Source organism: Methylobacterium nodulans ORS 2060 (assembly GCF_000022085.1).
GTDB lineage: Bacteria > Pseudomonadota > Alphaproteobacteria > Rhizobiales > Beijerinckiaceae > Methylobacterium > Methylobacterium nodulans.
This window is the reverse complement of record NC_011894.1, coordinates 1567750-1587358: the sequence shown is the minus strand read 5'-3', so window position 1 is coordinate 1587358 and position 19609 is coordinate 1567750. Positions and strand designations below refer to the sequence as shown.

Annotated in this window: 18 protein-coding genes; 4 read left to right on the top strand and 14 right to left on the bottom strand. The window is 71.3% G+C overall.

The features are described 5' to 3' along the window. Positions 1 to 8 precede the first annotated feature (8 nt). Positions 9 to 3059 (bottom strand): DNA polymerase I, encoded by a 3051-nt coding sequence (polA, locus tag MNOD_RS07225; RefSeq protein ID WP_043748249.1) that lies wholly within the window; start codon positions 3057 to 3059, stop codon positions 9 to 11. A 283-nt stretch (positions 3060 to 3342) separates the two neighbouring features. On the opposite strand from polA, the gene MNOD_RS07220 reads away from it, so the two are divergent. From MNOD_RS07220 to MNOD_RS07210, 3 genes are all read left to right on the top strand, one after another. Continuing rightward, positions 3343 to 3813, top strand: coding sequence for a hypothetical protein (locus MNOD_RS07220; RefSeq protein WP_015928188.1), 471 nt, complete (start codon positions 3343 to 3345; stop codon positions 3811 to 3813). Then, positions 3810 to 4460 carry a ribonuclease T2 family protein gene (locus tag MNOD_RS07215; RefSeq protein WP_015928187.1) on the top strand — a complete coding sequence of 217 codons (651 nt, stop codon included), beginning with the start codon at positions 3810 to 3812 and terminating at the stop codon, positions 4458 to 4460. The genes MNOD_RS07220 and MNOD_RS07215 overlap by 4 nt, the downstream gene beginning before the upstream one ends. An 88-nt stretch (positions 4461 to 4548) precedes the next feature. After that, a complete protein-coding gene (locus MNOD_RS07210) occupies positions 4549 to 5094 on the top strand; it encodes a hypothetical protein (RefSeq protein WP_015928186.1) in 546 nt (181 codons plus the stop codon). An 84-nt stretch (positions 5095 to 5178) separates the two neighbouring features. Here MNOD_RS07210 and MNOD_RS07205 read toward each other — a convergent pair whose 3' ends face one another. The 9 genes from MNOD_RS07205 to MNOD_RS07165 all read right to left on the bottom strand — a co-directional run bounded on the left by MNOD_RS07205 (position 5179) and on the right by MNOD_RS07165 (position 13931). After that, positions 5179 to 6297 carry a site-2 protease family protein gene (locus tag MNOD_RS07205; RefSeq protein ID WP_015928185.1) on the bottom strand — a complete coding sequence of 373 codons (1119 nt, stop codon included), beginning with the start codon at positions 6295 to 6297 and terminating at the stop codon, positions 5179 to 5181. Positions 6298 to 6371: 74 nt separating this feature from the next. Then, positions 6372 to 7205 (bottom strand): CDP-diacylglycerol--serine O-phosphatidyltransferase, encoded by an 834-nt coding sequence (pssA, locus tag MNOD_RS07200; RefSeq protein ID WP_015928184.1) that lies wholly within the window; start codon positions 7203 to 7205, stop codon positions 6372 to 6374. A 212-nt stretch (positions 7206 to 7417) separates the two neighbouring features. Next, positions 7418 to 8131, bottom strand: a complete 714-nt coding sequence (locus MNOD_RS07195) for a phosphatidylserine decarboxylase (RefSeq protein ID WP_015928183.1) — start codon at positions 8129 to 8131, stop codon at positions 7418 to 7420. A 289-nt stretch (positions 8132 to 8420) separates the two neighbouring features. After that, positions 8421 to 10364, bottom strand: a complete 1944-nt coding sequence (locus MNOD_RS07190; RefSeq protein ID WP_015928182.1) for an ABCB family ABC transporter ATP-binding protein/permease — start codon at positions 10362 to 10364, stop codon at positions 8421 to 8423. Between the two features lie 111 nt (positions 10365 to 10475). Further along, complete coding sequence (locus MNOD_RS07185) at positions 10476 to 10985, bottom strand: ferritin-like domain-containing protein (RefSeq protein ID WP_015928181.1); 510 nt, start codon at positions 10983 to 10985, stop codon at positions 10476 to 10478. 190 nt (positions 10986 to 11175) lie between these two features. Further along, positions 11176 to 11595, bottom strand: coding sequence for a flagellar biosynthesis repressor FlbT (locus MNOD_RS07180; RefSeq protein WP_015928180.1), 420 nt, complete (start codon positions 11593 to 11595; stop codon positions 11176 to 11178). Positions 11596 to 11707: 112 nt separating this feature from the next. Further along, entirely contained in the window at positions 11708 to 12016 is a 309-nt protein-coding gene (locus tag MNOD_RS07175; RefSeq protein ID WP_015928179.1) for a cupin domain-containing protein, read from the bottom strand. Positions 12017 to 12128: 112 nt separating this feature from the next. Further along, positions 12129 to 12419 (bottom strand): 30S ribosomal protein S21, encoded by a 291-nt coding sequence (gene rpsU / locus MNOD_RS07170; RefSeq protein ID WP_015928178.1) that lies wholly within the window; start codon positions 12417 to 12419, stop codon positions 12129 to 12131. Between the two features lie 297 nt (positions 12420 to 12716). Further along, a complete protein-coding gene (locus MNOD_RS07165) occupies positions 12717 to 13931 on the bottom strand; it encodes a polyhydroxyalkanoate depolymerase (protein ID WP_015928177.1) in 1215 nt (404 codons plus the stop codon). Positions 13932 to 14247: 316 nt separating this feature from the next. On the opposite strand from MNOD_RS07165, the gene MNOD_RS07160 reads away from it, so the two are divergent. Further along, a complete protein-coding gene (locus MNOD_RS07160; protein WP_015928176.1) occupies positions 14248 to 14904 on the top strand; it encodes a glutathione S-transferase in 657 nt (218 codons plus the stop codon). A 59-nt stretch (positions 14905 to 14963) separates the two neighbouring features. Here MNOD_RS07160 and MNOD_RS07155 read toward each other — a convergent pair whose 3' ends face one another. From MNOD_RS07155 to dapA, 4 genes are all read right to left on the bottom strand, one after another. Further along, positions 14964 to 15707, bottom strand: a complete 744-nt coding sequence (locus MNOD_RS07155) for a carbonic anhydrase (RefSeq protein ID WP_015928175.1) — start codon at positions 15705 to 15707, stop codon at positions 14964 to 14966. Between the two features lie 88 nt (positions 15708 to 15795). After that, positions 15796 to 17796, bottom strand: a complete 2001-nt coding sequence (locus MNOD_RS07150; protein ID WP_015928174.1) for an OmpA family protein — start codon at positions 17794 to 17796, stop codon at positions 15796 to 15798. 383 nt (positions 17797 to 18179) lie between these two features. Continuing rightward, entirely contained in the window at positions 18180 to 18653 is a 474-nt protein-coding gene (gene smpB / locus MNOD_RS07145; RefSeq protein ID WP_015928173.1) for an SsrA-binding protein SmpB, read from the bottom strand. Positions 18654 to 18681: 28 nt separating this feature from the next. After that, a complete protein-coding gene (dapA, locus tag MNOD_RS07140) occupies positions 18682 to 19584 on the bottom strand; it encodes a 4-hydroxy-tetrahydrodipicolinate synthase (RefSeq protein WP_015928172.1) in 903 nt (300 codons plus the stop codon). Between the last annotated feature and the right edge of the window lie 25 nt (positions 19585 to 19609).

The window sequence follows — 19609 nt, the reverse complement described above, 5'->3', positions numbered from 1 at the left end:
CCCCCCGCTCAATGCGCCTCCTGCCAGTTCGTGGCGGCCTTGGCCTCGACGGCAAGCGGCACCCGGAGCTGCACCGCCGGGTGCGGCGCCTCCTCCATCACCCGGGCGATGATCGGCAGCGCCCGCTCCACCTCGTCGTCGGGCGCCTCGAAGACGAGCTCGTCATGCACCTGCAGCAGCATGCGCGTGGTGAGGCCCGCCGCCGCCAGCGCCCCCTCCATCCGCACCATCGCGCGCCGGATGATGTCGGCGGCCGAGCCCTGGATCGGCGCGTTGATCGCCTGCCGCTCCACCGAGGCCCGTTCCTGCGGGTTGTTCGAGCGGATCTGCGGATAGTGGCAGACGCGCCCGAACAGCGTCGTCACGTAGCCCTTGTCCCGGCAGGTCTTCTTGATGTCGTCGATATAGGCGCGGATGCCGGGGAACCGCTCGAAATACTGCTTGATGAAGGCCGCGGCCTCGCCCTGCGGGATGCCGAGCCGGTCGGCGAGGCCGAAGGCCGAGATGCCGTAGATGATGCCGAAATTGATGGTCTTGGCCCGCCGCCGCAGGTCGGGCGTCATCTGGTCGAGGGGCACGCCGAACATCGCCGAGGCGGTGGCCGCATGGATGTCGATGCCCGCCGCGAAGGCTTCGCGCAGCTGCGGGATGTCGGCGATGTGGGCGAGCAGCCTGAGCTCGATCTGGCTGTAATCGGCCGAGATCAGCTTGTGGCCCTCATCCGCCACGAAGGCCTGCCGGATGCGCCGCCCCTCCTCGGTGCGGATCGGGATGTTCTGCAGGTTCGGGTCCGAGGAGGAGAGCCGCCCGGTCGTGGTGGCGGCGAGCGCGAAGGAGGTGTGGACGCGGTTCGTCTCCCGGTCGGCATGCTCCTGGAGGGTGTCCGTGTAGGTGGATTTCAGCTTCGAGAGCTGGCGCCATTCCAGGATCTTCTTCGGCAGCGCATGGCCCTGGCCGGCAAGCTCCTCCAGCAGGGTGGCGGGCGTCGCCCATTGGCCCGACGGCGTCTTCTTGGCGCCGGGAAGCCCGAACTTGCCGAACAGGATGTCGCCGATCTGCTTCGGGGAGGAGACGGAGAAACTCTCGCCCGCCATCTCCTGGATCTCGGCCTCCAGCCGCGCCAGGGATTGCGAGAAATCGCCCGAGAGCCGGCTCAGCATGCCCCGGTCGACCCGAATGCCGCAGCTTTCCATGCGGGCGAGCACCGGTACCAGGGGGCGCTCCAGGGTCTCGTAGACGGTGGCGCGCCGCTCGGCGGCGAGCCGCGGCTTCATCAGGCGCCACAGGCGCAAGGTGACGTCCGCATCCTCCGCCGCATAGGCGGTGGCCTTGTCGAGGGGAACGCGGTCGAAGGTGACCTTGGTGCGGCCCGTGCCGGTGACATCCGCGAAGGTGATCGGCTGGTGCCCGAGATGGCGGCGCGCGAGCTCGTCCATGCCGTGCGAGCCCTTGCCGGCGTCGAGCACGTAGGAGATCAGCATGGTGTCGTCGTAGGGCCGCACCTCGATGCCGTGGCGGGCCAGCACCAGCCAGTCGTATTTCAGGTTCTGCCCGACCTTGAGCACGGCCGGGTCTTCGAGGAGCGGCTTGAGGCGCGCCCGCACGGCCTCCCAGGGGAGCTGGTTCGGCAGCAGCCCCTCGCCGAACAGGTCCTCGCTGCCGCGATGGGAGAGCGGGATATAGGCGGCGCGCCCCGGCGCGGTGGCGAGCGAGACGCCGACCAGATCCGCCCTGTGCGCGTCGAGGGCGTTGGTCTCGGTGTCGACCGCGAGCACGCCGGCCTCGGCGGCCTCCGCGACCCAGGCATCGAGCCGGTCGAGGGAGGTGATGGTCTCGTAGGCGTCGGTGTCGAAGGGCTTCACCGCCTCGGCGGCGCGGGCAGCGACCAGGCTGCCCGGCGTCGCCTCGACGGGCCCGCGGGGCTTGAGGGGCGCGTCCGGCAGGCCGAGATCGGCGAAGGGGTCGACCTCGGCGGCGGGCTGATCCCTGGCCTCGTCGCCGAAGAACGGGGTGACGTCGCTGCCGCCCTTCTCGTTGGCGTAGGACGCCGCGCCGCCCGGCAGCAGGGCCGGGTCGGGCTTCACCGCCTCCGGGTCGACATGCAGCAGCGAGGCGATGCGCCGCGTCAGCGTGTTGAACTCCATCGCCTTGAGGAAGCCGACGAGCCGATCCGGGTCGGGCTTGCGCAGGCGCAACGCCTCGAGCGGCACAGGCACCGGCACCGCCTCGTCGAGGGTCACGAGCCGTCGCGACAGGCGGGCCTGCTCGATATTGGCGAGCAGCGTCTCGCGGCGCTTGGGCTGCTTGATCTCTGCGGCCCGCTCCAGCAGGGCCTCCAGGCTGCCGAACTCCTTGATCAGCACGGCCGCGGTCTTGAGCCCGATGCCCGGCACGCCCGGCACGTTGTCGGAGGTGTCGCCGATCAGCGCCAGCGCATCGCCGATCTGCGCCGGGCTCAGGCCCTCCCAGCGCTCGACGATCGCCGCCGCGTCGAGGTTGCGCTCGGGCCGGTAGCCGGGCTTGCCCTGTTGGCCCGACTCGAAGTCGTAGAACCGCACGAGGTCGCCGACGAGCTGCATCAGGTCCTTGTCGGAGGACACGATGATGACGCCCGCGCCCCGCGCCTCCGCCTGCCGCGCATAGGTGGCGATGAGGTCGTCCGCTTCGTAGCGTTCGAGCTCGATCGGTTCGAGGCCGAAGGCCCGCACCGCCTCGCGCATCAGCGGCATCTGCCGCTTGAGGTCCTCGGGCGCGTCCGGCCGGTGGCCCTTGTAGTCGGGAAAAATCTCCTTGCGGAACGAGCCCTCCGACTTGTCGAAGACGATGCCGAGATGGCTCGGCTTCACCCCGGCCGCCCCCTCCTGCACGAACTGGGCGATCTTGGCGCAGAACAGCCGCACGGCGCCGGTGGGCAGCCCGTCCGAGGGCCGGAAGTTGTAGCGCTCCGGCTGGTTGATGGACTGGAAATAGGCCCGGAAGATGAAGGAGGATCCGTCGACCAGGAGCACCTGATCGCCGGGGCCGACGGGCTTCGTCTCGGGGGCGGAATCGGCGGTCATGCGGGGCGGCTCGGTTCCTGACACGGCCGCCCCTCCATAGAGCAGGTCCGCCCCCGACTGAAGCGAGGACCACCGGTCCGCCGCGGGCTCCTGCCGCGGCCCGTGTGGTGCCGGCACACCAGGTCGCCGGAAAGCGCGAGGGCCGCCGCCGCCGAGCCTTGACTTGACCGTGGCCTACAGGCTCGTCTCAGTCTCCAGCGACGCCCTTATCCCGGAGCGCGCGCCAGGCCGTCCCTCGCGGGGCGCCGCTTTCGCGCGCCCGCCCGAACCTCAAGGTCCGGCCATGCGCATGCCCCGTCTCGTCTTGCTCCTCGCCGGCCTTGCCGTCGCGGCCTCCCTGTCGCCGGCGCTCGCCCGCTCGGCCCGCCAGGAGGTCACCCCCGCCGAGGAGCGGGAATTCCCGTTCGACGCCGACATCCCCGGCTGCCAGGATCCGGGCGTGCTGGAGAAGGTCTCGACGCAGTTCGCCGAGAAGGAGTCCAAGTTCTGGAACTCCTCGCTGACGATCCTCAGCTTCGAGCGGATCGAGCGGACCGCGTGGCGGCCCTGGGGCCTCGACTTCTATCCCCGGCGCTTCTGCACGGCGGTCGCCACCACCTCGGACGGCGTGCGCCGCCGGGTGGACTACTCGGTGCGCGAGAGCCTCGGCATCATCGGCGCCACCTGGGGCGTCGAATTCTGCGTGCACGGCCTCGACCGCAACCTCGCCTACGCCTACGCCTCGGCGACCTCCTGCCGCGAGGCCCGGCCCTGATCCGGCGGGCGGCCCTCGCCGTCGCCCTGGCGCTGACGGCGTTCGGCGCGGCCGCGCAGGAGCGCGGCGGCGTTCCCGGCCGTTTCGACTTCTACGTCCTCGCCCTGTCCTGGTCGCCGACCTTCTGCGCGCTGACCGGCGAGCGGCGGGGCGATGCGCAATGCGATGCGGGGCGGCGCCTCGGCTTCGTGGTGCATGGCCTGTGGCCGCAATACGACCGGGGCTATCCTGGCGAATGCGGCGCCTTCCCGCGCTCACCCTCCCGCCAAGCCCTCGCCGAGGCCGAGGGGGTGTTTCCGACCGAGGGGCTCGCCCGCTACGAGTGGCGCAAGCACGGGACCTGCTCGGGCGAGGATCCGGCGCGCTACTTCCGGCTCACGCGCCGCGCCCGTGACGCCGTGACCATCCCGGAGCGCTTCGCCAGGCCCGCGGGCGACCAGCGGGTCGCCCCGATCGACGTCGCCCGGCTCTTCGTCGCGAGCAATCCGGGGCTTCGCCCCGACATGATGGCGGTGACCTGCCGCGCCGGCCGCCTCGAAGAGGTGCGGATCTGCTTCACCCGCGATCTGCGCGGCTTCACCGCGTGCCCCGAACTGGCCCGGCAGAACTGCCGGGCGGGCGAGGTCACGGTCGAGGCCGGGCGCTGAGCCGGGGCGCGCCGGAACACCCGCGCGCTCAGCGCTTTGGTCCGTCCCGAGGCCATCCCGGCCCGGGGCGGAGCCAAGGAGGGCGCGCATGCCGAACAACCAGAGCGACCGAGAGCCACCGGTGCCCGGCGGCGGGGTCTCGCCCACGACCGGAGCGGCGGGTGCCGCCCGCCGCGCGGTCCTCACGCCCGAGGAGCAGCGCGAACTCGACCGGCGCCTCGCCCGCCCCGAGGGGCCGCGCGCCGATGCGGGCCGTGCGCCCGATCCGGGCGATCTCCCGGGCGAGGCCGACGATGAGCGCGCGGCCTTCGGCACCCCCGGCAGCCCGGCGCAGAGTGGGGAGCATTCCTTCGGCGGGATGGGCGGCGACGGGACCACGCATTCGGGGACGCTGAGCGAGCCGGGCGGCACCGAGGCGAAGGCCGTGCGGATCGACGACGTGCCCCCCTCCGAGCGCGGCAATCCCGACGAGCTCGCCGGCCGCGACGACGACCGCTCCCGCAACCCGCGCCGGCGCGAGGATACGGGCCCGGGCGGCCACACGGTGTTCTCGAACGCCGCCCGCGAGGGCCGGGAATCGCCGCGGGATCCGCTGGCCTCGCCGGATGACCGCGCGGGCGCGAAGCGGGGCTGAGGCCCCGTCATCCCATCGTCCGGGTCAGGTGCAGAGAATCCCTTCCAGGCGGGAGGGGGACCCGCGCACCTCCCCCTGGGCGGATCAGCTCTCCGGCCACGCCGCCGAGTTGCGGCGCAAGCCCGTCCGCCCCCCCGGCCGTGCGGCCAGGATCATCATCATCTCGCCGATATTCTCCGGCGTGACCAAGCCGACGAGCCGCCCGAACCCGTCCGTCACGCCGACCGCCGGCAGGCGGCCCTCCTGCATCAGCCGCAGAGCGTCCTCCAGGGGCTGGCGGTCGCGCACGGTCGGGATGTCCGCGCGCATCACCTCCAGGACCGGCGCGTCCGGGCCGCGGTCGCGCAGGGCCCGGATCATGTCGTCGCGGGTCAGCACGCCCCGCAGGCGGCCCGCGCCGTCGACCACCGGGAATTCGTGCTGGGTGGTGGCGATGAGGCCCTGCACCGCGTCCTCCACCCGGCTGTTCGGGCCCAGGCTCTCGAAGCGGGTGATCATGGCGTCGCCGGCGAGAAGGCCGCGGGAGACCTGCCGCATCTGCACCGCATGCGCCTCCGAGGCCGCGCCCAGATAGACGAACAGGGCGATGAAGATGAGGAGCGGGTTGCCGCCGACGAGGCCGAGAAGGCCGAGCGCGAAGGCGACCGCCTGGCCGACCCCCGAGGCGATCTGGGTGCCGCGCGCATAGCCGAGCCGCGCGGCGAGGATCGCCCGCAGCACCCGCCCGCCATCCATCGGGAAGGCCGGGATCAGGTTGAAGCCGACGAGGAAGAGATTGACCCAGAGCAGGCGCTCGAACAGCGAGACGCCCGGATTCTCCACCTCCGCGCTCGGCGCGGCGGCTCCCAGCGCCAGGAACAGCAGGGCCGCGATGACGACGTTCACGGCCGGGCCGGCCAGCGCGATGACGAGCTCCTGGCGCGGATCCTCGGGGATGCGTTCGAGCCGCGCGACGCCCCCGATCGGCAGGAGCGTGATGTCGGGCGTCTGCACCCCGTAGCGCCGCGCCGCGTAGACATGGCCGAACTCGTGCAGGAGCACGCAGAGGAACAGGAGCACGATGTAGACGACGCTCTGCAGCGCCGCCCCCTGTCCACCCTTCGCGAAGGCCGCCGCCCCGATCCAGAGGAGGAACAGCAGGAAGGTGACGTGGACCCGGATCACGGTGCCCATCACCACGCCGAGCGGCAACGACCAGCTCATTCCAATCCCTCCCCGCGCCCATTCGAGCGCCGCTCGTGTGACAGCCGTGTGTCGCCCGCCTCGGGTCGCCAGCCTCAGGCGACCGGATTCTCCCGCGGCAGCGCCGCCGCCGCGGCCTCGGCCTTGAGGCGGCGGCGGTACTGGTTGGCGCCGATGGGGATCGCGCACAGATACGCGATGCTGACGACCGCAAGCGTCTCGAACGGGAAGCTGATGAACAGGCCGAAGCCCGCCACCGTGACGACGAAGATCGGCAGCACGTATTCCCGCGGCACCCGCTTGCCGATGGTCTTGCCCGCATAGGTCGGCACGGTGGAGATCACCAGGATCGCCAGCACCAGGATATAGGCGAGGGCGGCCGGGGCCAGCCCCGGCCCGAAGGTGAGGCCGAGGAAGTGGAGGTAGAGCGGCAGCAGCGCGGTCAGCGCGCCGGCCGGGGCCGGCATGCCGACGAAGTAATCCTTCTTCCACTCAGGCCGGTCGGGGTCGTCCAGCATCACGTTGAAGCGGGCGAGCCGCAGCGCCATGGCGATGGCGAAGATCAGGGCCACGATCCAGCCGAGCGACTTCAGGTGGTGGAGCGTGAAGCTGTACAGGATGAGCGCCGGGGCGCAGCCGAAATTCACGAAGTCGGCGAGCGAATCGAGTTCCGCCCCGAAGCGCGAGGTGCCCTTGAGCAGGCGCGCCACGCGCCCGTCGATGCCGTCGAGGACCGCCGCCACCACGATGGCGATGACGGCGGGCTCGAAACGCCCCTCGAAGGCGAGCCGCACCGCCGTGAGCCCGAGGCAGACCGCCATCAGGGTGATCATGTTGGGGATGATCATCCGCACCGGGATCGGCTTGAAGCGCCGCGGGCGGGGCTCGTTCGTCTCGGGCGCGAAGGGCGGGAAGAGATGGTCGTCCATGTCGCCTCCCTTAGAGCAGGATCCGTTCCACCGTGAACGGATCCTGCTCTCGGTTTTTGATTGTGCCGCATTTTCTGCGACGAACCGGTATCCACTTCGTCGGAAAATGCTCTAGGGCGCATCATGCCGCGCAAGGCTTTTCGCGGCCGGCCATGATGCAAGATCAGGAATGTAGGTGCGCCGCCGCGGCTGGCGCCAGGGCGGCGCGCCGCTCACACCCGGCGGAACTGGCGCACCGGGCCGCCGGGGCGAAGGTCGGCGAGCACCGTCTCGCCCGCGACCGCCTTCTGGCCGAGGCCCACCAGCACCCGCGATCCCGCCGGCAGGTAGACATCGACCCGCGAGCCGAAGCGGATCAGCCCGAAACGGTCCCCGACCACCAGCGCGTCGCCGGGCTTGACCCAGTCGACGATGCGGCGCGCCACGAGACCGGCGATCTGCACCACGCCGATCCGCACCGCCTCGCCCCCGCTCACGGTCTCGATCACGAGCCCGTTGCGCTCGTTGTCCTCGCTCGCCTTGTCGAGTTCGGCATTGAGGAAGAGGCCGGGCGTGTAGTTGATCTGGTCGATGCGGCCGGTGACCGGCACGCGGTTCACGTGGCAGTCGAACACGTTCATGAACACCGAGATGCGCAGCATCGGCTCGGAGGGCAGGTCGAGTTCGGAGGGCGGCACCACCGTGCTGATCAGGTTCACGCGCCCGTCCGCGGGCGAGACCACGAGGCCATCGCCCACCGGCACCACGCGCTCGGGATCGCGGAAGAAGTAGCAGACCCAGAGCGTCAGCAGGAAGAAGATCCAGCCCAGCGCCTGCACGTAGGCGCCCGTGAGCACCGTCAGCACGATGCCGATCGCGATGAAAAGGTAGCCCTCCTTGTGGATCGGCACGAGGACGCGGCGGATCGTCTCGAAGAGGTCGGTCATCAGCCTTCAGGCACTCCGGCAGGCGCGAGGTCGCGACGCGGATGGCAGGCGGCGCCCGTCCCGTCAATCGCCCGCGGCCCGGCGGGTGGCCATCCGCGCTCATCCTGAGCCGGTCTCCGCATGGCCGCGGCGATGGTCACGAAGTGATCCGGCCGTCAGCCGTCTCAATAGAAGCTGAGATGCGTGGAAGCCGCCCCGCGCCTCAGCATGAGGGGGCGGAGTGGCTGCCACGGAGGGAGCGCTCAGTCAGCCGGTTTCAACCGCCAGGGGCGGCAGCGCCGGTGGCAACTCATACCACCGAGGCCGGCTCCGGCGCCTTGGCGGGGGGCTGCTCCGGCAGGTCGCCGGGGTCGAGGTGCCGGCGCAGGCTCTCGCCCTCGCTCGATTCGGCCCGCTTGAGCGCCTCGCGGGCCGCGTCCGCCTCGCGCTGGCGGTTCCACATCGCCGCATAGACGCCGCCCCTGGCGAGCAGCGCCGCGTGGTCGCCGCGCTCCACGATCACGCCGCGGTCGAGGACGATGATCTCGTCGGCCCCCACCACGGTCGAGAGCCGGTGGGCGATGACCAGGGTCGTGCGGCCCCGGCTCACGCGGTCGAGGGCGTCCTGGATTTCGCGCTCGGTGAAGGAATCGAGCGCCGAGGTCGCCTCGTCGAGGACGAGGATCGGCGGGCCCTTGAGGATGGTGCGGGCGATCGCCACGCGCTGCTTCTCGCCGCCCGAGAGCTTCAGGCCGCGCTCGCCGACCGGCGTGTCGTAGCCCTCGGGGAGCCCCGCGATGAAGCGGTCGATCTGGGCGAGGCGGGCGGCCTCCCGCACCTCCGCCTCGCTGGCCTCCCAGCGGCCGTAGCGGATGTTGTAGCCGATCGTGTCGTTGAACAGCACCGTATCCTGCGGGACCATGCCGATCGCGGCCCGCAAGGAATCCTGCTGCACGCCCGCGATGTCCTGGCCGTCGATGAGGATGCGGCCCGATTGCGGCTCGTAGAAGCGGAACAGCAGCCGCGAGATCGTCGACTTGCCCGCCCCCGAGGGGCCGACCACCGCGACGGTGCGCCCGGCCGGCACCTCGAAGCTCACGCCCTTCAGGATCGGGCGGTCCGGGTTGTAGGCGAAGCGCACCTCCTCGAAGCGCACCACCCCTGAGCCGACCGCGAGCGGGGCCGCCCCCGGCCGGTCCGCGATCTCCGGGTTGCGGTGCAGGATGCGGAACATGTCGTCGATGTCGATCAGCGCCTGCTTGATCTCCCGGTAGATCATGCCCATGAAGTTCAGGGGCATCGAGAGCTGCACCAGCATCGTGTTGACGAGCACGAAGCCGCCGATCGTGGTCTTCCCCGCCATGATGTCGCGCGCGGACAGCCACATCACCACGGTCATGCCGGCCGTGAAGATCACCGCCTGGCCGGCGTTGAGAACGGCGAGCGAGACATAGGTCTGCGTCGAGGATTTTTCGTATTTCGCCATCGAGGCGTCGTAGCGGGCCGACTCGCGGCGCTCCGCCCCGAAATACTTCACCGTCTCGTAGTTCAGGAGCGAGTCGACCGCCTTGGTGTTGGCATCCGTGTCGGAGTCGTTCATCCGCTTGCGGATGGCGATGCGCCACTCCGTGGCCTTGTAGGTGAAGGCCAGATAGGCCGCGACCATGACGAGCACGACCAGCGAATAGACGAGGTCGAACTCGTAGGCGAGGATTCCGAGCACCAGGAGGAACTCGACGATGGTGGGCACCAGCGTCAGCACCATCAGGCGCGACAGTTCCTCGATGCCGTTGCGCCCGCGCTCCAGCACCCGCGTGAGGCCGCCGGTCTTGCGCTCCAGGTGAAAGCGTAAGGACAGGCGGTGCATATGCGTGAAGGTCTGGAGCGCGAGGCGCCGCACCGCGTGCATCGCCACCTTGGCGAAGAGCCCGTCGCGCATCTGGGTGAGCAGCGCCATCGCCACCCGCGACAGGCCGTAGAGCCCGATGAGCAGCATCGGTGCGGCCCAGAGGCCGGTCGGCACCGCGCCGTCCTTCGCCCCGGTCGCGGCGACGAGCGCATCCGTCGCCCATTTGAAGGTGAAGGGCGTCACCATGGTGACGCCCTTGGCCACGAGCAGCAGGCCGAACGCCGCGAAGACGCGGCGCTGCAGGTCCGGGCGACCGTGCGGCCAGAGATAGGGCCAGAGGCGGCGATAGGTCTCGACGAGGCCGGGCCGCTCCGAGGCCCCGCCCGCCGGAGGAGTGTCTTTCATCACGACCGGGTCTCGGGAGGAGAAGAGCCCCGCATATAGGCCCGATCGGTCGGCGGCGCACCCGCGCGCGCTGCAAGCCCGGCGGGTGGCTCCGTCAAGGCTCGGCCTTGCTCAGCGGTCGGCCTTGGCGCCCGCGGTGGTGAGCTCGAGGTAGCGCCGCGTCGTCGGCTTGACGAGGTCGGCGACAGTCTGGGCCATCGCCAGTTCCTCCTTCAGCGATTGCTGGAAGCCGGAGAGCGCGCCCGTCTGGCCGGCGGCTTCCGCGATGGTGATGAGCGAATCGTAGGCCGCCGCCTCGTAGTTCTCGAAGGCGCGGTTGGCGAAGGCGTTCTTCAGGATCTCGTCCTGGGCCGGCGTGTGGGCGAGCGCCGCGAGGTTGCCCATCAGGCCGAGCACGCCCTCCTTCAGCGCCGAGGGTTTCTCGCCGAGAGCCGCGAGCGCCTGCTCCAGCCGGTCGCGCTGGCCATGCGTCTCGGTGATGTGGCGGCGCAGGGCCGCCTCCATCTCGGGGTAGCGCTCCAGGCGCTCGACCTGCCGCTCCATGATCTGCAGGGCCTGGAGTTCGAGCGCGTGGGTGTTCTTGAGCGCGGTCACATAGAGCGACCGGAGATCTTCGGCCATCGGTCATCCTCTCGAGGGCGGGGCGAAACGGTGGCCCAACGCGCGGGACGGGAGAGGGTTCTCGAAAACACACGGACCAAGGATGAGCATCAGCCGGGGCACTCGGCCGTCCCGCGGCACCACCCCGATGTCGCCGGCATGCTCCTTCGGCGCCGTGCGCCGGGGCAAGTCCCGTGAGGCCGCGGAGGTTTCAGGCCATCGAGCCGGGGGCGGCGATGCGGTCGCGCGGGCCACCGCACAGGAGGGTGCGCTCATGCGCGACGAGGTCCCGTCCGCATTTCAGGGCGCGGTGGTAGCGGCGGGCCGCGACCTCGTCCTGGATGGCGAGCAGGTAGGGGGCCGCGCTCGGCATGGCGCGCAGGATCTCGGTCGATTGGCGCACCAGCAGGTCCTCCACCTCGGCGGGGTTGTCGGCGAGGTAGATGACCTGGAGCGTCACGCAGAGGCGCTTGGCCGCCGTGTCGGCCTCGCTCTCGCGGATGATCTCGCTCTCGCGCAGGAAGCGGCACTGCGTCTCGATCAGCAGATCGGCGGCCCGGTCGCCGTTGCGGATCGCCGCGCCGTTGATGATCAGGCGCTCGTGCGGCTTGAGGGTGATGCGAAGCGGCATGGCGGCGTCCTTCCGCGAATCGCCGGCATCCTCGTCGCGAAGCGTTAACGGTCTCGGAAAAGCACGGAGTTCGCGGGATCGGGGCGCCCCGGCGACCGCGTCGTCAGCGCGCTCAGAGGGCGCCGGGCCGCTTCAGCTCGATCTCCACGAAGGCGATCGGATGGTCGGAGCCGTTCATCACGTCGTGGCGGATGCCGGCAGGGCGGCGATAGGCCTGCCCCTGCGCGAGCGTGGTCTCGGTGACGGCCGTGCCGTCGTAGACCCGCAGGATCCCGGGCGTGACCATCACGATCACGTAGGGCCAGCCGTGCTCGTGCCAGCCGGTGACGGCGCCCGGGGGGAAGTCCCAGCGGGTGATCCGCACCGCCTCGTCGTCCTGCTGGACGGTCGGCACCGCCGGGATGGTGCAGGCGAAGGCCATCGGGCCTCTCCTTCGCAAGTCGGGCGCACGCGCACGACAAGGCCCGCACGCTCACGCGGCGGACCTCGTCGCGAGGACCGTGAGATGTCCCGCCGAAGCGGGGGGCGCAGGCTTACGCGGCGCCGACCGGGCTCGACGCGGGGGCCGGAGCGGCCGGGCGGCGCGGCGAGACGGGACGGGCCTTGGGCTTCGGCGCGGCGATCAGGCCCTCGCGGATCGCGGTCTTGCGGGCCTGCTTGCGGGCGCGACGGACGGCCTCCGCCTTCTCGCGGGCCTTGCGCACGGACGGCTTCTCGTACGCCTTGCGCTGCTTCATCTCGCGGAAAATGCCTTCGCGCTGCATCTTCTTCTTGAGCACGCGAAGCGCCTGATCGACGTTGTTGTCCCGAACGAGTACCTGCAAGGGTGTGTCCTCTAGAATTCGATCATCCTGGTGGCCGGCCGTCGGCCGTCCTGCGAGACGCCCGCGAACCGGAATGCGCCCCGGGCCCGGCCGTTCCGGGCCGGGAGGGGCGCAGGTCGCGATTGCCGCAAAGGCCGGCGCACACGCTGCGCCTGGCTGGGCCCATACACCAGTTTCGGCCGATTTCCAACTGGTGCCGCGGCCAGGCTTTCGAATTTCGCCGCGCCGGCGGCGGTTCGGTCCCGATCGGGCCGCCTTCCTGGGTCGGAGCGCCGGCCTGGGTCGGGCCGCCGGATGTCAGGCATTCGCCTGGATGAAGTTGCGCACCAGCGGATAGGTCTGGTTCTCCCATTTGCGGCCCGAGAAGACGCCGTAATGACCGACGCCGGCCTGCAGGTGATGGCGCTTGCGGAACGGCCGCAGGCTGCTGCAGAGGTCGTGCGCCGCCATGGTCTGGCCGACGGAGCAGATGTCGTCGCGCTCGCCCTCCACCGTCATCAGTGCCGTCCTGCGGATGGCGCGCATGTCGATCGGCGCACCGCCATAGGTGAGTGAGTTCCGGGCGAGCGTCGCGTCCTGGAACACGGTCTTCACGGTCTCCAGGTAGAACTCGGCGGCCAGGTCGAGCACGGCGAAGTACTCGTCGTAGAAGCTCTCGATCTGCGCCGCCTTGGCCTCCTCGCCATGCGCGAGGTGCCAGAACAGGTCGACATGGCCGTGCATGTGGCGGGCCGCGTTCATCGACATGAAGGCGAAGAGCTGCATGAAGCCCGGATAGACCCGGCGGCCGGCCCCGGCATGGCGGCGCGGCACGGTGGCGATCAGGTTGCGCTCGAACCAGTCGATGGACCGGGAGGTGGCGAGTTCGTTGACCTTGGTCGGATTGATGCGGGTGTCCACCGGCCCGGCCATCAGCGTCATGCTGGCCGGATGGGCGGCGTTGCGCGATTCGGCCATCACGGCCGCCGCGGAGAGCGCCTGGACGCAGGGCTGGCAGACCGCGACGAGATGCGCCCCCTCCCCGATCGTCTCCAGGAACCGGACCAGGTGGCCGACATAGTCGTCGAAGCCGAAGCGGCCGGCCGAGAGCGGCACGTCGCGGGCATTGTGCCAATCGGTGATGTAGACGTCGTGATCCGCGAGCAGGGTGCGCACGGTGCTGCGCAGGAGCGTCGCGAAATGGCCCGAGAGCGGCGCCACCACGAGCACGCGCGGTTGCTCGGAGGCGATGTCCTTGCGAAAGCGCAGCAGCGTGCCGAAGGGCGTGCGCAGCACCGGCTCCTCGGTCACCGGGACCTCGCCGTTGCCCGCCCGTACGCTGGCGATGCCGTAGGCGGGTCGCAGATGGGTGAGGCCCGCGCGCATCATCATGCGGGCGGCGGCGGCCACCCAGCTCGCCGGCTCCACGGAGCCGGCCTGCAGCCATGGCGCGACGCCGCCGTGCAGGAGGCGCCCCCACGAGCGGGTGCCGGCTGCGAGACCGGACTGAAACTCGAAGAGATCGTAGAGCATCAGCCCGAGGGCTCCCCCGCTTACGCTGGGCCCGGCACGTCCGCCCACGCTGAGACCGTAAGGCAACGCTCGACAGCCCGCGATTTGACTTTTGTTGAGTGGGATGCCGGGCCCGGGCGCCCAGCGACCCCGCCCGTGACTTTCGGGCATGCGACAGTCGTGCCAAAGAGACCGGATGCCGGCCGGATGGCGCCGGCCGCAGGCCGCCCTATGCTCCTTGCGGGAGGCCCGACCGGCACGAGTCTTGGATCTGCCGACTCCTGGATCTGCCGACGCGGTTAAGCGGGCCTGGCCGGGTTCGCGGGGGAGGATGCGCATGGCCGAGGCCACGCTCACGGTATCGAGCCGGAACTATTCGTCGTGGTCGCTGCGCGGCTGGCTGCTGTGCCGCATGGCGGAGCTCGACATCGCGGTCGAGGTGCTGGGCGGCGGCGACGCGGCGAGCCGCGCCGAGCTGCTGCATCTCTCGCCCTCGTTCCTGGTGCCGCGCCTGACCCACGGCCCGGTGCGCGTCTGGGACGTGCTGGCGATCGCCCAGTACCTCATCGAGTGGCGGCCCGAGGCGGGCCTCGTTCCCTCCGACATCGTCAAGCGCGCGTGGTGCCGCTCGATCGCCGGCGAGATGCATGGCGGCTTCATGAATCTGCGCTCGGCGCTGCCGATGAACCTGCGGGCGCGCTACACGGATTTCAGGCTCTGGGGCGGCGCCCAGTCGGACATCGCGCGCATCCTGGAGATCTGGGAGGAGGCGCTCGCCGCGAGCGGCGGGCCGTTCCTGTTCGGCCCGACCCCGACCATCGCGGACGCCATGTACGCGCCCGTCTGCACCCGCTTCGTGACCTACAATGTCGACCTGCCGCGCCGCTGCGCCGCCTACCGCGACCACATCATGGCCTGGCCGCTGATGCAGGAATGGATCGCCGAGGCCGAAGCCGAGCCCGACGAGATCGAGGAGCTCGACATGGAGTTCTGAGCGCTGGGGTGCACAAGACCGCGCGCCGCCCTGCGGTCAACCGGTCGATCCCGCCGCCCTCAGATGTCCTCGAACCACTCCACGTTCCCGTCGGCGAGGCTGTAGCGCGCCGCCACGATCCGGAGCCTGCCCTCGCGGAGCCCATCCTGAACGACCGTGCTCTGCGTCTTGAGCCGCGCCGCGACGCGGCGGGCATTCGAGCGCACCGACGCGTCCAGGAGGTCGCCCGGCTGGCCCCGGGCCGCGAGGACTGCCGGGATGATCGGCTGGACCATCTCGCCGATGACGCCCGGGAAGGTGGCGTTGCGCTCCACCACCTCGACGGCGGCCGCCACCGCCCCGCAGGATTCGTGTCCGAGCACGACCACCAGTGGGCAGCCCAGCACCCCGACACCGTACTCGATGCTGCCGAGCGCGGCGGTATCGACCGTGTTGCCCGCGTTGCGGACGATGAACAGCTCGCCCAGGCCGCGCCCGAACAGCAGCTCGGGCGGAACCCGGCTGTCCGAGCAGCCGACGAGGACGCAGAAGGGCGCCTGACCGCGCGCGAGCTCGACGCGCCGCTCGCGGCCCTGCTGGGCCCGGTAGGGGGCATCGGTGCGGAAGTCCTCGTTGCCCGTCTTGAGGAGCTGGAGCGCCTGATCGGAGGTCAGCGTGGTCTTGGGAACCGGGCTGCCCGCGCCGACCGCCTGCAGCGGCCAGAGGGCGCCCGCAGCCGCAGCGGCGGCGCCAGCCAGAAAGGCGCGCCGGCCCGGATGGGACGGGCTCGCGCCGCCGCAGCACCTGCACGAGATCCTCAGCATCGGGCGCTCCTCCTTGGCTCGGGCCGGATTCTGCGTCCCGCCCTGCCGTCAACGCGCGGAGCCGCGCGGCGCTCCGCGGCCAAGCCCCCTATGGCCGGCGCGCCTGCTGCTGGATCAGCGGAGTGATGCGGCGGACCGTGACGCGGCGGTTCTCGCGGGATGCTTCCTGCGTGTTCACCTTCAGGTACTGCTCGCCGTAGCCCTGCGTCGTCAGGTTTTCCGGCGGAACCCGGAAGTCGCGGGTGAGCACCGTCGCCACCTCCTGCGCCCGGCGGTCGGAGAGCGAGAGGTTGTCGACATCATTGCCCACCGCGTCGGTATAGCCCTCGATCAGGAACACCTCCTGCGGGTTGCGCTGCACGGCGCGGCCGATCGCTTCCGCGATCACCGCGAGGCGCCGGGCCTGGTCCGGCGCGATCTGCCAGGAGCCGCTGTCGAAGGTGATGGTGTCGATGTCGACGCTGCGCATGCGGGCGCGCAGGGTCGGGCTGTAGCGCACCTCGTCGAGGGTGTAGCGGCGCTCGACGGGGGCGACGGGCGGCGCGGTCAGGGCCTCGTAGATCAGGCCCTCGTCGGCCCGGTCCGCCTCCACGACGTAGCGCTCGCGCGGGATGCGGATCTCGGGGGGCGGCAGCACCACGATGTCGCGCTCGACCGGACGCGGGCGGCCCTCGAAAGTATTGTCGATCAGCACGACCTCGCGCCCGTCGCGGGCCCGGCGGGTGCGGCGCAGGAGGCGGCCCTCCTCGTCCACCACGGTGACGATCTGATCGCCCCCAGGCCGGTCGATGATGGTGACGACCTCGGATCCCCGCCGCTCGATGCGGGCGTCGCGGTCGAGCTCGCGGAACCGCTCGGTCTCGTCGTGGCGGATGAAGTAGCGCTCGTTGTCGCGCACGATCACGCGGCCGGGCTCGCGGATATAGAGACGGCCGCCCTCGTTGTATTCGCGGCGGGCCCGGCGCACCTCGTCGTAGCTGCGCACGTCCATGTCGCTGCGCCGGAATCCGCCCGGCACGAAGTCCGGATCGTCGCGGCGCTCGCCGCCCGGGATCCGGTCGCGCCGGTCGAGGTCGCGGCCCTCGCGCCCCGGCCCGGGCGGAACCGCGCCGGGGCCGCCGGCCGGCGGCAGGGCTTGGCCGGGGGAGACTTGGCCGGGGGAGACTTGGCCGGGGGGGACTTGGCCGGGTGATACCTGGCCGGGCGGTGCGGCGGGAGCCGGCTGGCCCGGCTGCGGACGGTTCTGCGTGCCGGACGGCGGCACGGGCGTGCCGGGAGACACCGCGGGAGCACCGGCCGGCGGTGCTTGGTTCGGCGCGGCCTGCCCGGGCAGCGGCTGGCCGCTCGGCGGGTGGCCGGCCGCTCCGGGCGGCGCGGTGGGCGTGCCGGGCTGGCCCGGCCGGGCCGGCGGCGCCTGCGGCTCGGCGGGAGGCGCCGGGGAACGGGCGGGCTCGTTCGGCGCAGGCGGGGTCGGACGCGCCTGGTTCGGCCGCTCGGGGCCGGCCGGCGGGCGCGGCGCCTCGGGCTGGCGCGCAGCCGGCGGCTCGGGCGATCGCGGCCGCTCCTCGCGGGGAGCCGGCGCCTCGGGCGTGCGCGGCGGCGTGGGCCGTTCGGGCTGGCGGGCGGCGGGCGGCTCGGTCCGGGGACGCGCCGGCTCGGGGCGCTCGGCGGGTTCCCGCTCGGGCCGCGGGGCCGGGCGCTCGGCCGGAGGAGCCGCCCGCTCGCGGGGTTCAGGAGCACGCTCGCGCGGCTCGTGACGCTCACGCGGCTCCGGACGCTCGGCAGGGCGCTCGCGGGTATCGGGACGCGAGGCTGGCCGCTCCCCGCGCTCGGCGGGCGGGGCGGCGCGTTCGCGCGGCTCGGGCCGCTCGCGCGGCTCCGGACGCTCGGCCGGCGGCCCGTGCTCGGGCCGCGCTCCGCCCCCGGGCCGCTCGCCGCGCTCCGGAGGGGCCCCGCGTTCCGGCGGCCCCCCAGCCTGCGCGACCCGGACGGTGTCCCGGAGGCCCGGTTCGGCCCGGCCCGGCATGGGCTGCAGCATAAGGGCGGGCAGGATCGTCCCGGTCAGGAGCAGCGCGCGGACAGCCCGCATCATCTCACCTCAGGTCAAGTTTCGGTCCAGACGAACTGCCAACCTCGCGTTTGGTTCCAGGGCCGCCGGCACGGCTCCCGCCCAAAATAGAAACTGAGGTGCGTGGAAGCCGCCCCGCTCCTCATGCTGAGGCGCGGGCGATCGCAGATCGCACTGGCGATCGAAGACCGCGCAGGCTGCCTCGAAGCACGCCTGACCGCTCATCCCATCCACCGGAGCCTCGGACCATCGTTCAGGGGTGCTTCGAGGGCCGGCTCCGCCGGCCACCTCAGCATGAGGGCCGGGGTTGGCTGCCACGGAAGGAAGTACTCGTTCAGCCGGTTTCGTCCGCCAGGGTCGGCGCAGCCAGTGGCGAACTCACACGCACACCCCGGCGAGGAGGCTCACCCCTTGTCGCGCAGGAGCCGCGCGCGGTCGCGCTGCCAGTCGCGCTCCTTGGCGGTCTCGCGCTTGTCGTGCAGCTTCTTGCCCCGCCCGAGGCCGAGTTCGACCTTCGCCCGGCCACGCTCGTTGAAATAGATCTTGAGCGGAATGACCGTGTAGCCCTCGCGCTGGGTGGCGCCCAGGAACTTGTTGATCTGGCGCCGGTGCAGCAGCAGGCGGCGGGGTCGCTTGGTCTCGTGATTGAAGCGGTTGGCCTCGAGGTATTCGGGGATGTAGGCGTTGAACAGGAAGAACTCGTCGCCCGAGGGGCCCGCATAGGCCTCCCCGATCGTCGCCTTGCCGCCGCGCAGCGACTTCACCTCGGTGCCGGTGAGCGCGATGCCCGCCTCCACCGTGTCGGTGATCTCGTAGTTGAAGCGGGCCTTGCGATTGTCCGCAACGATGCGGCGGCCGGGATCCGGTTTGCGGGCCATTGACGGGCTCTTCTCTGGCGCCGGCGGTTCAGGCGTCGACGAGGCCGGCGTGGCGCAGGGCGGCGTCGACGGCGCGGCGGGTCCCCTCCCCCACCGGGACGAGCGGCAGACGCACCTCCTCGCCCATCAGGCCGAGGCGCGCGAGCGCGTACTTCGCGGGCGACGGATTCGTCTCCGCGAACAGGTTGGTGTGCAGCGGCATCAGCCGGTCCTGGATCTGCAGCGCCGTCCGGTACTCGCCCGACAGGCAGGCCTCCTGGAAGTCGGCGCAGAGGCGCGGCGCCACGTTCGAGGTCACCGAGATGCAGCCGTGGCCGCCATGCGCCATGAACCCGAGCGCCGTCGCATCTTCGCCAGAAAGTTGGATGAAGCTTTCGCCCATCGCTTGGCGCTGAAGGCTGACGCGGGCCACGTTGGCGGTGGCATCCTTCACCCCGGCGATATTGGGCAACTCATAAAGCCGCTTCATGGTGTCGACGCTCATGTCGATCACCGACCGGCTGGGAATGTTGTAGATCAGGATGGGAATGCCGATCGCGTCGTTCACCGCCTTGAAGTGCTGGTACAGCCCTTCCTGGGTCGGCTTGTTGTAGTAGGGCGTGACGATGAGGACCGCGTCCGCCCCGGCCTTCTCCGCATGACGCGCGCGCTCGACCGCCTCTGCGGTGGAATTCGAGCCGGCGCCGGCGATGACCGGCACCTTGCCACCGGCCTCGTCGATGCAAGCCTCGACGACCCGGTCGTGCTCGGCATGGCTGAGCGTCGGGCTCTCGCCGGTGGTGCCGGTGGGCACGAGGCCGTGAGTGCCGTTCTCGATCTGCCACGCCACGAAGGCCCGGAAGGCGGCCTCGTCGAAGGTGCCGTCCCGGAACGGCGTGACGAGGGCGGTGAACGAGCCTCTCAGGCGCTGCGAAATCGACGTCGACGTCATGCGGATGGTCCTCGCCCGGTCGGGG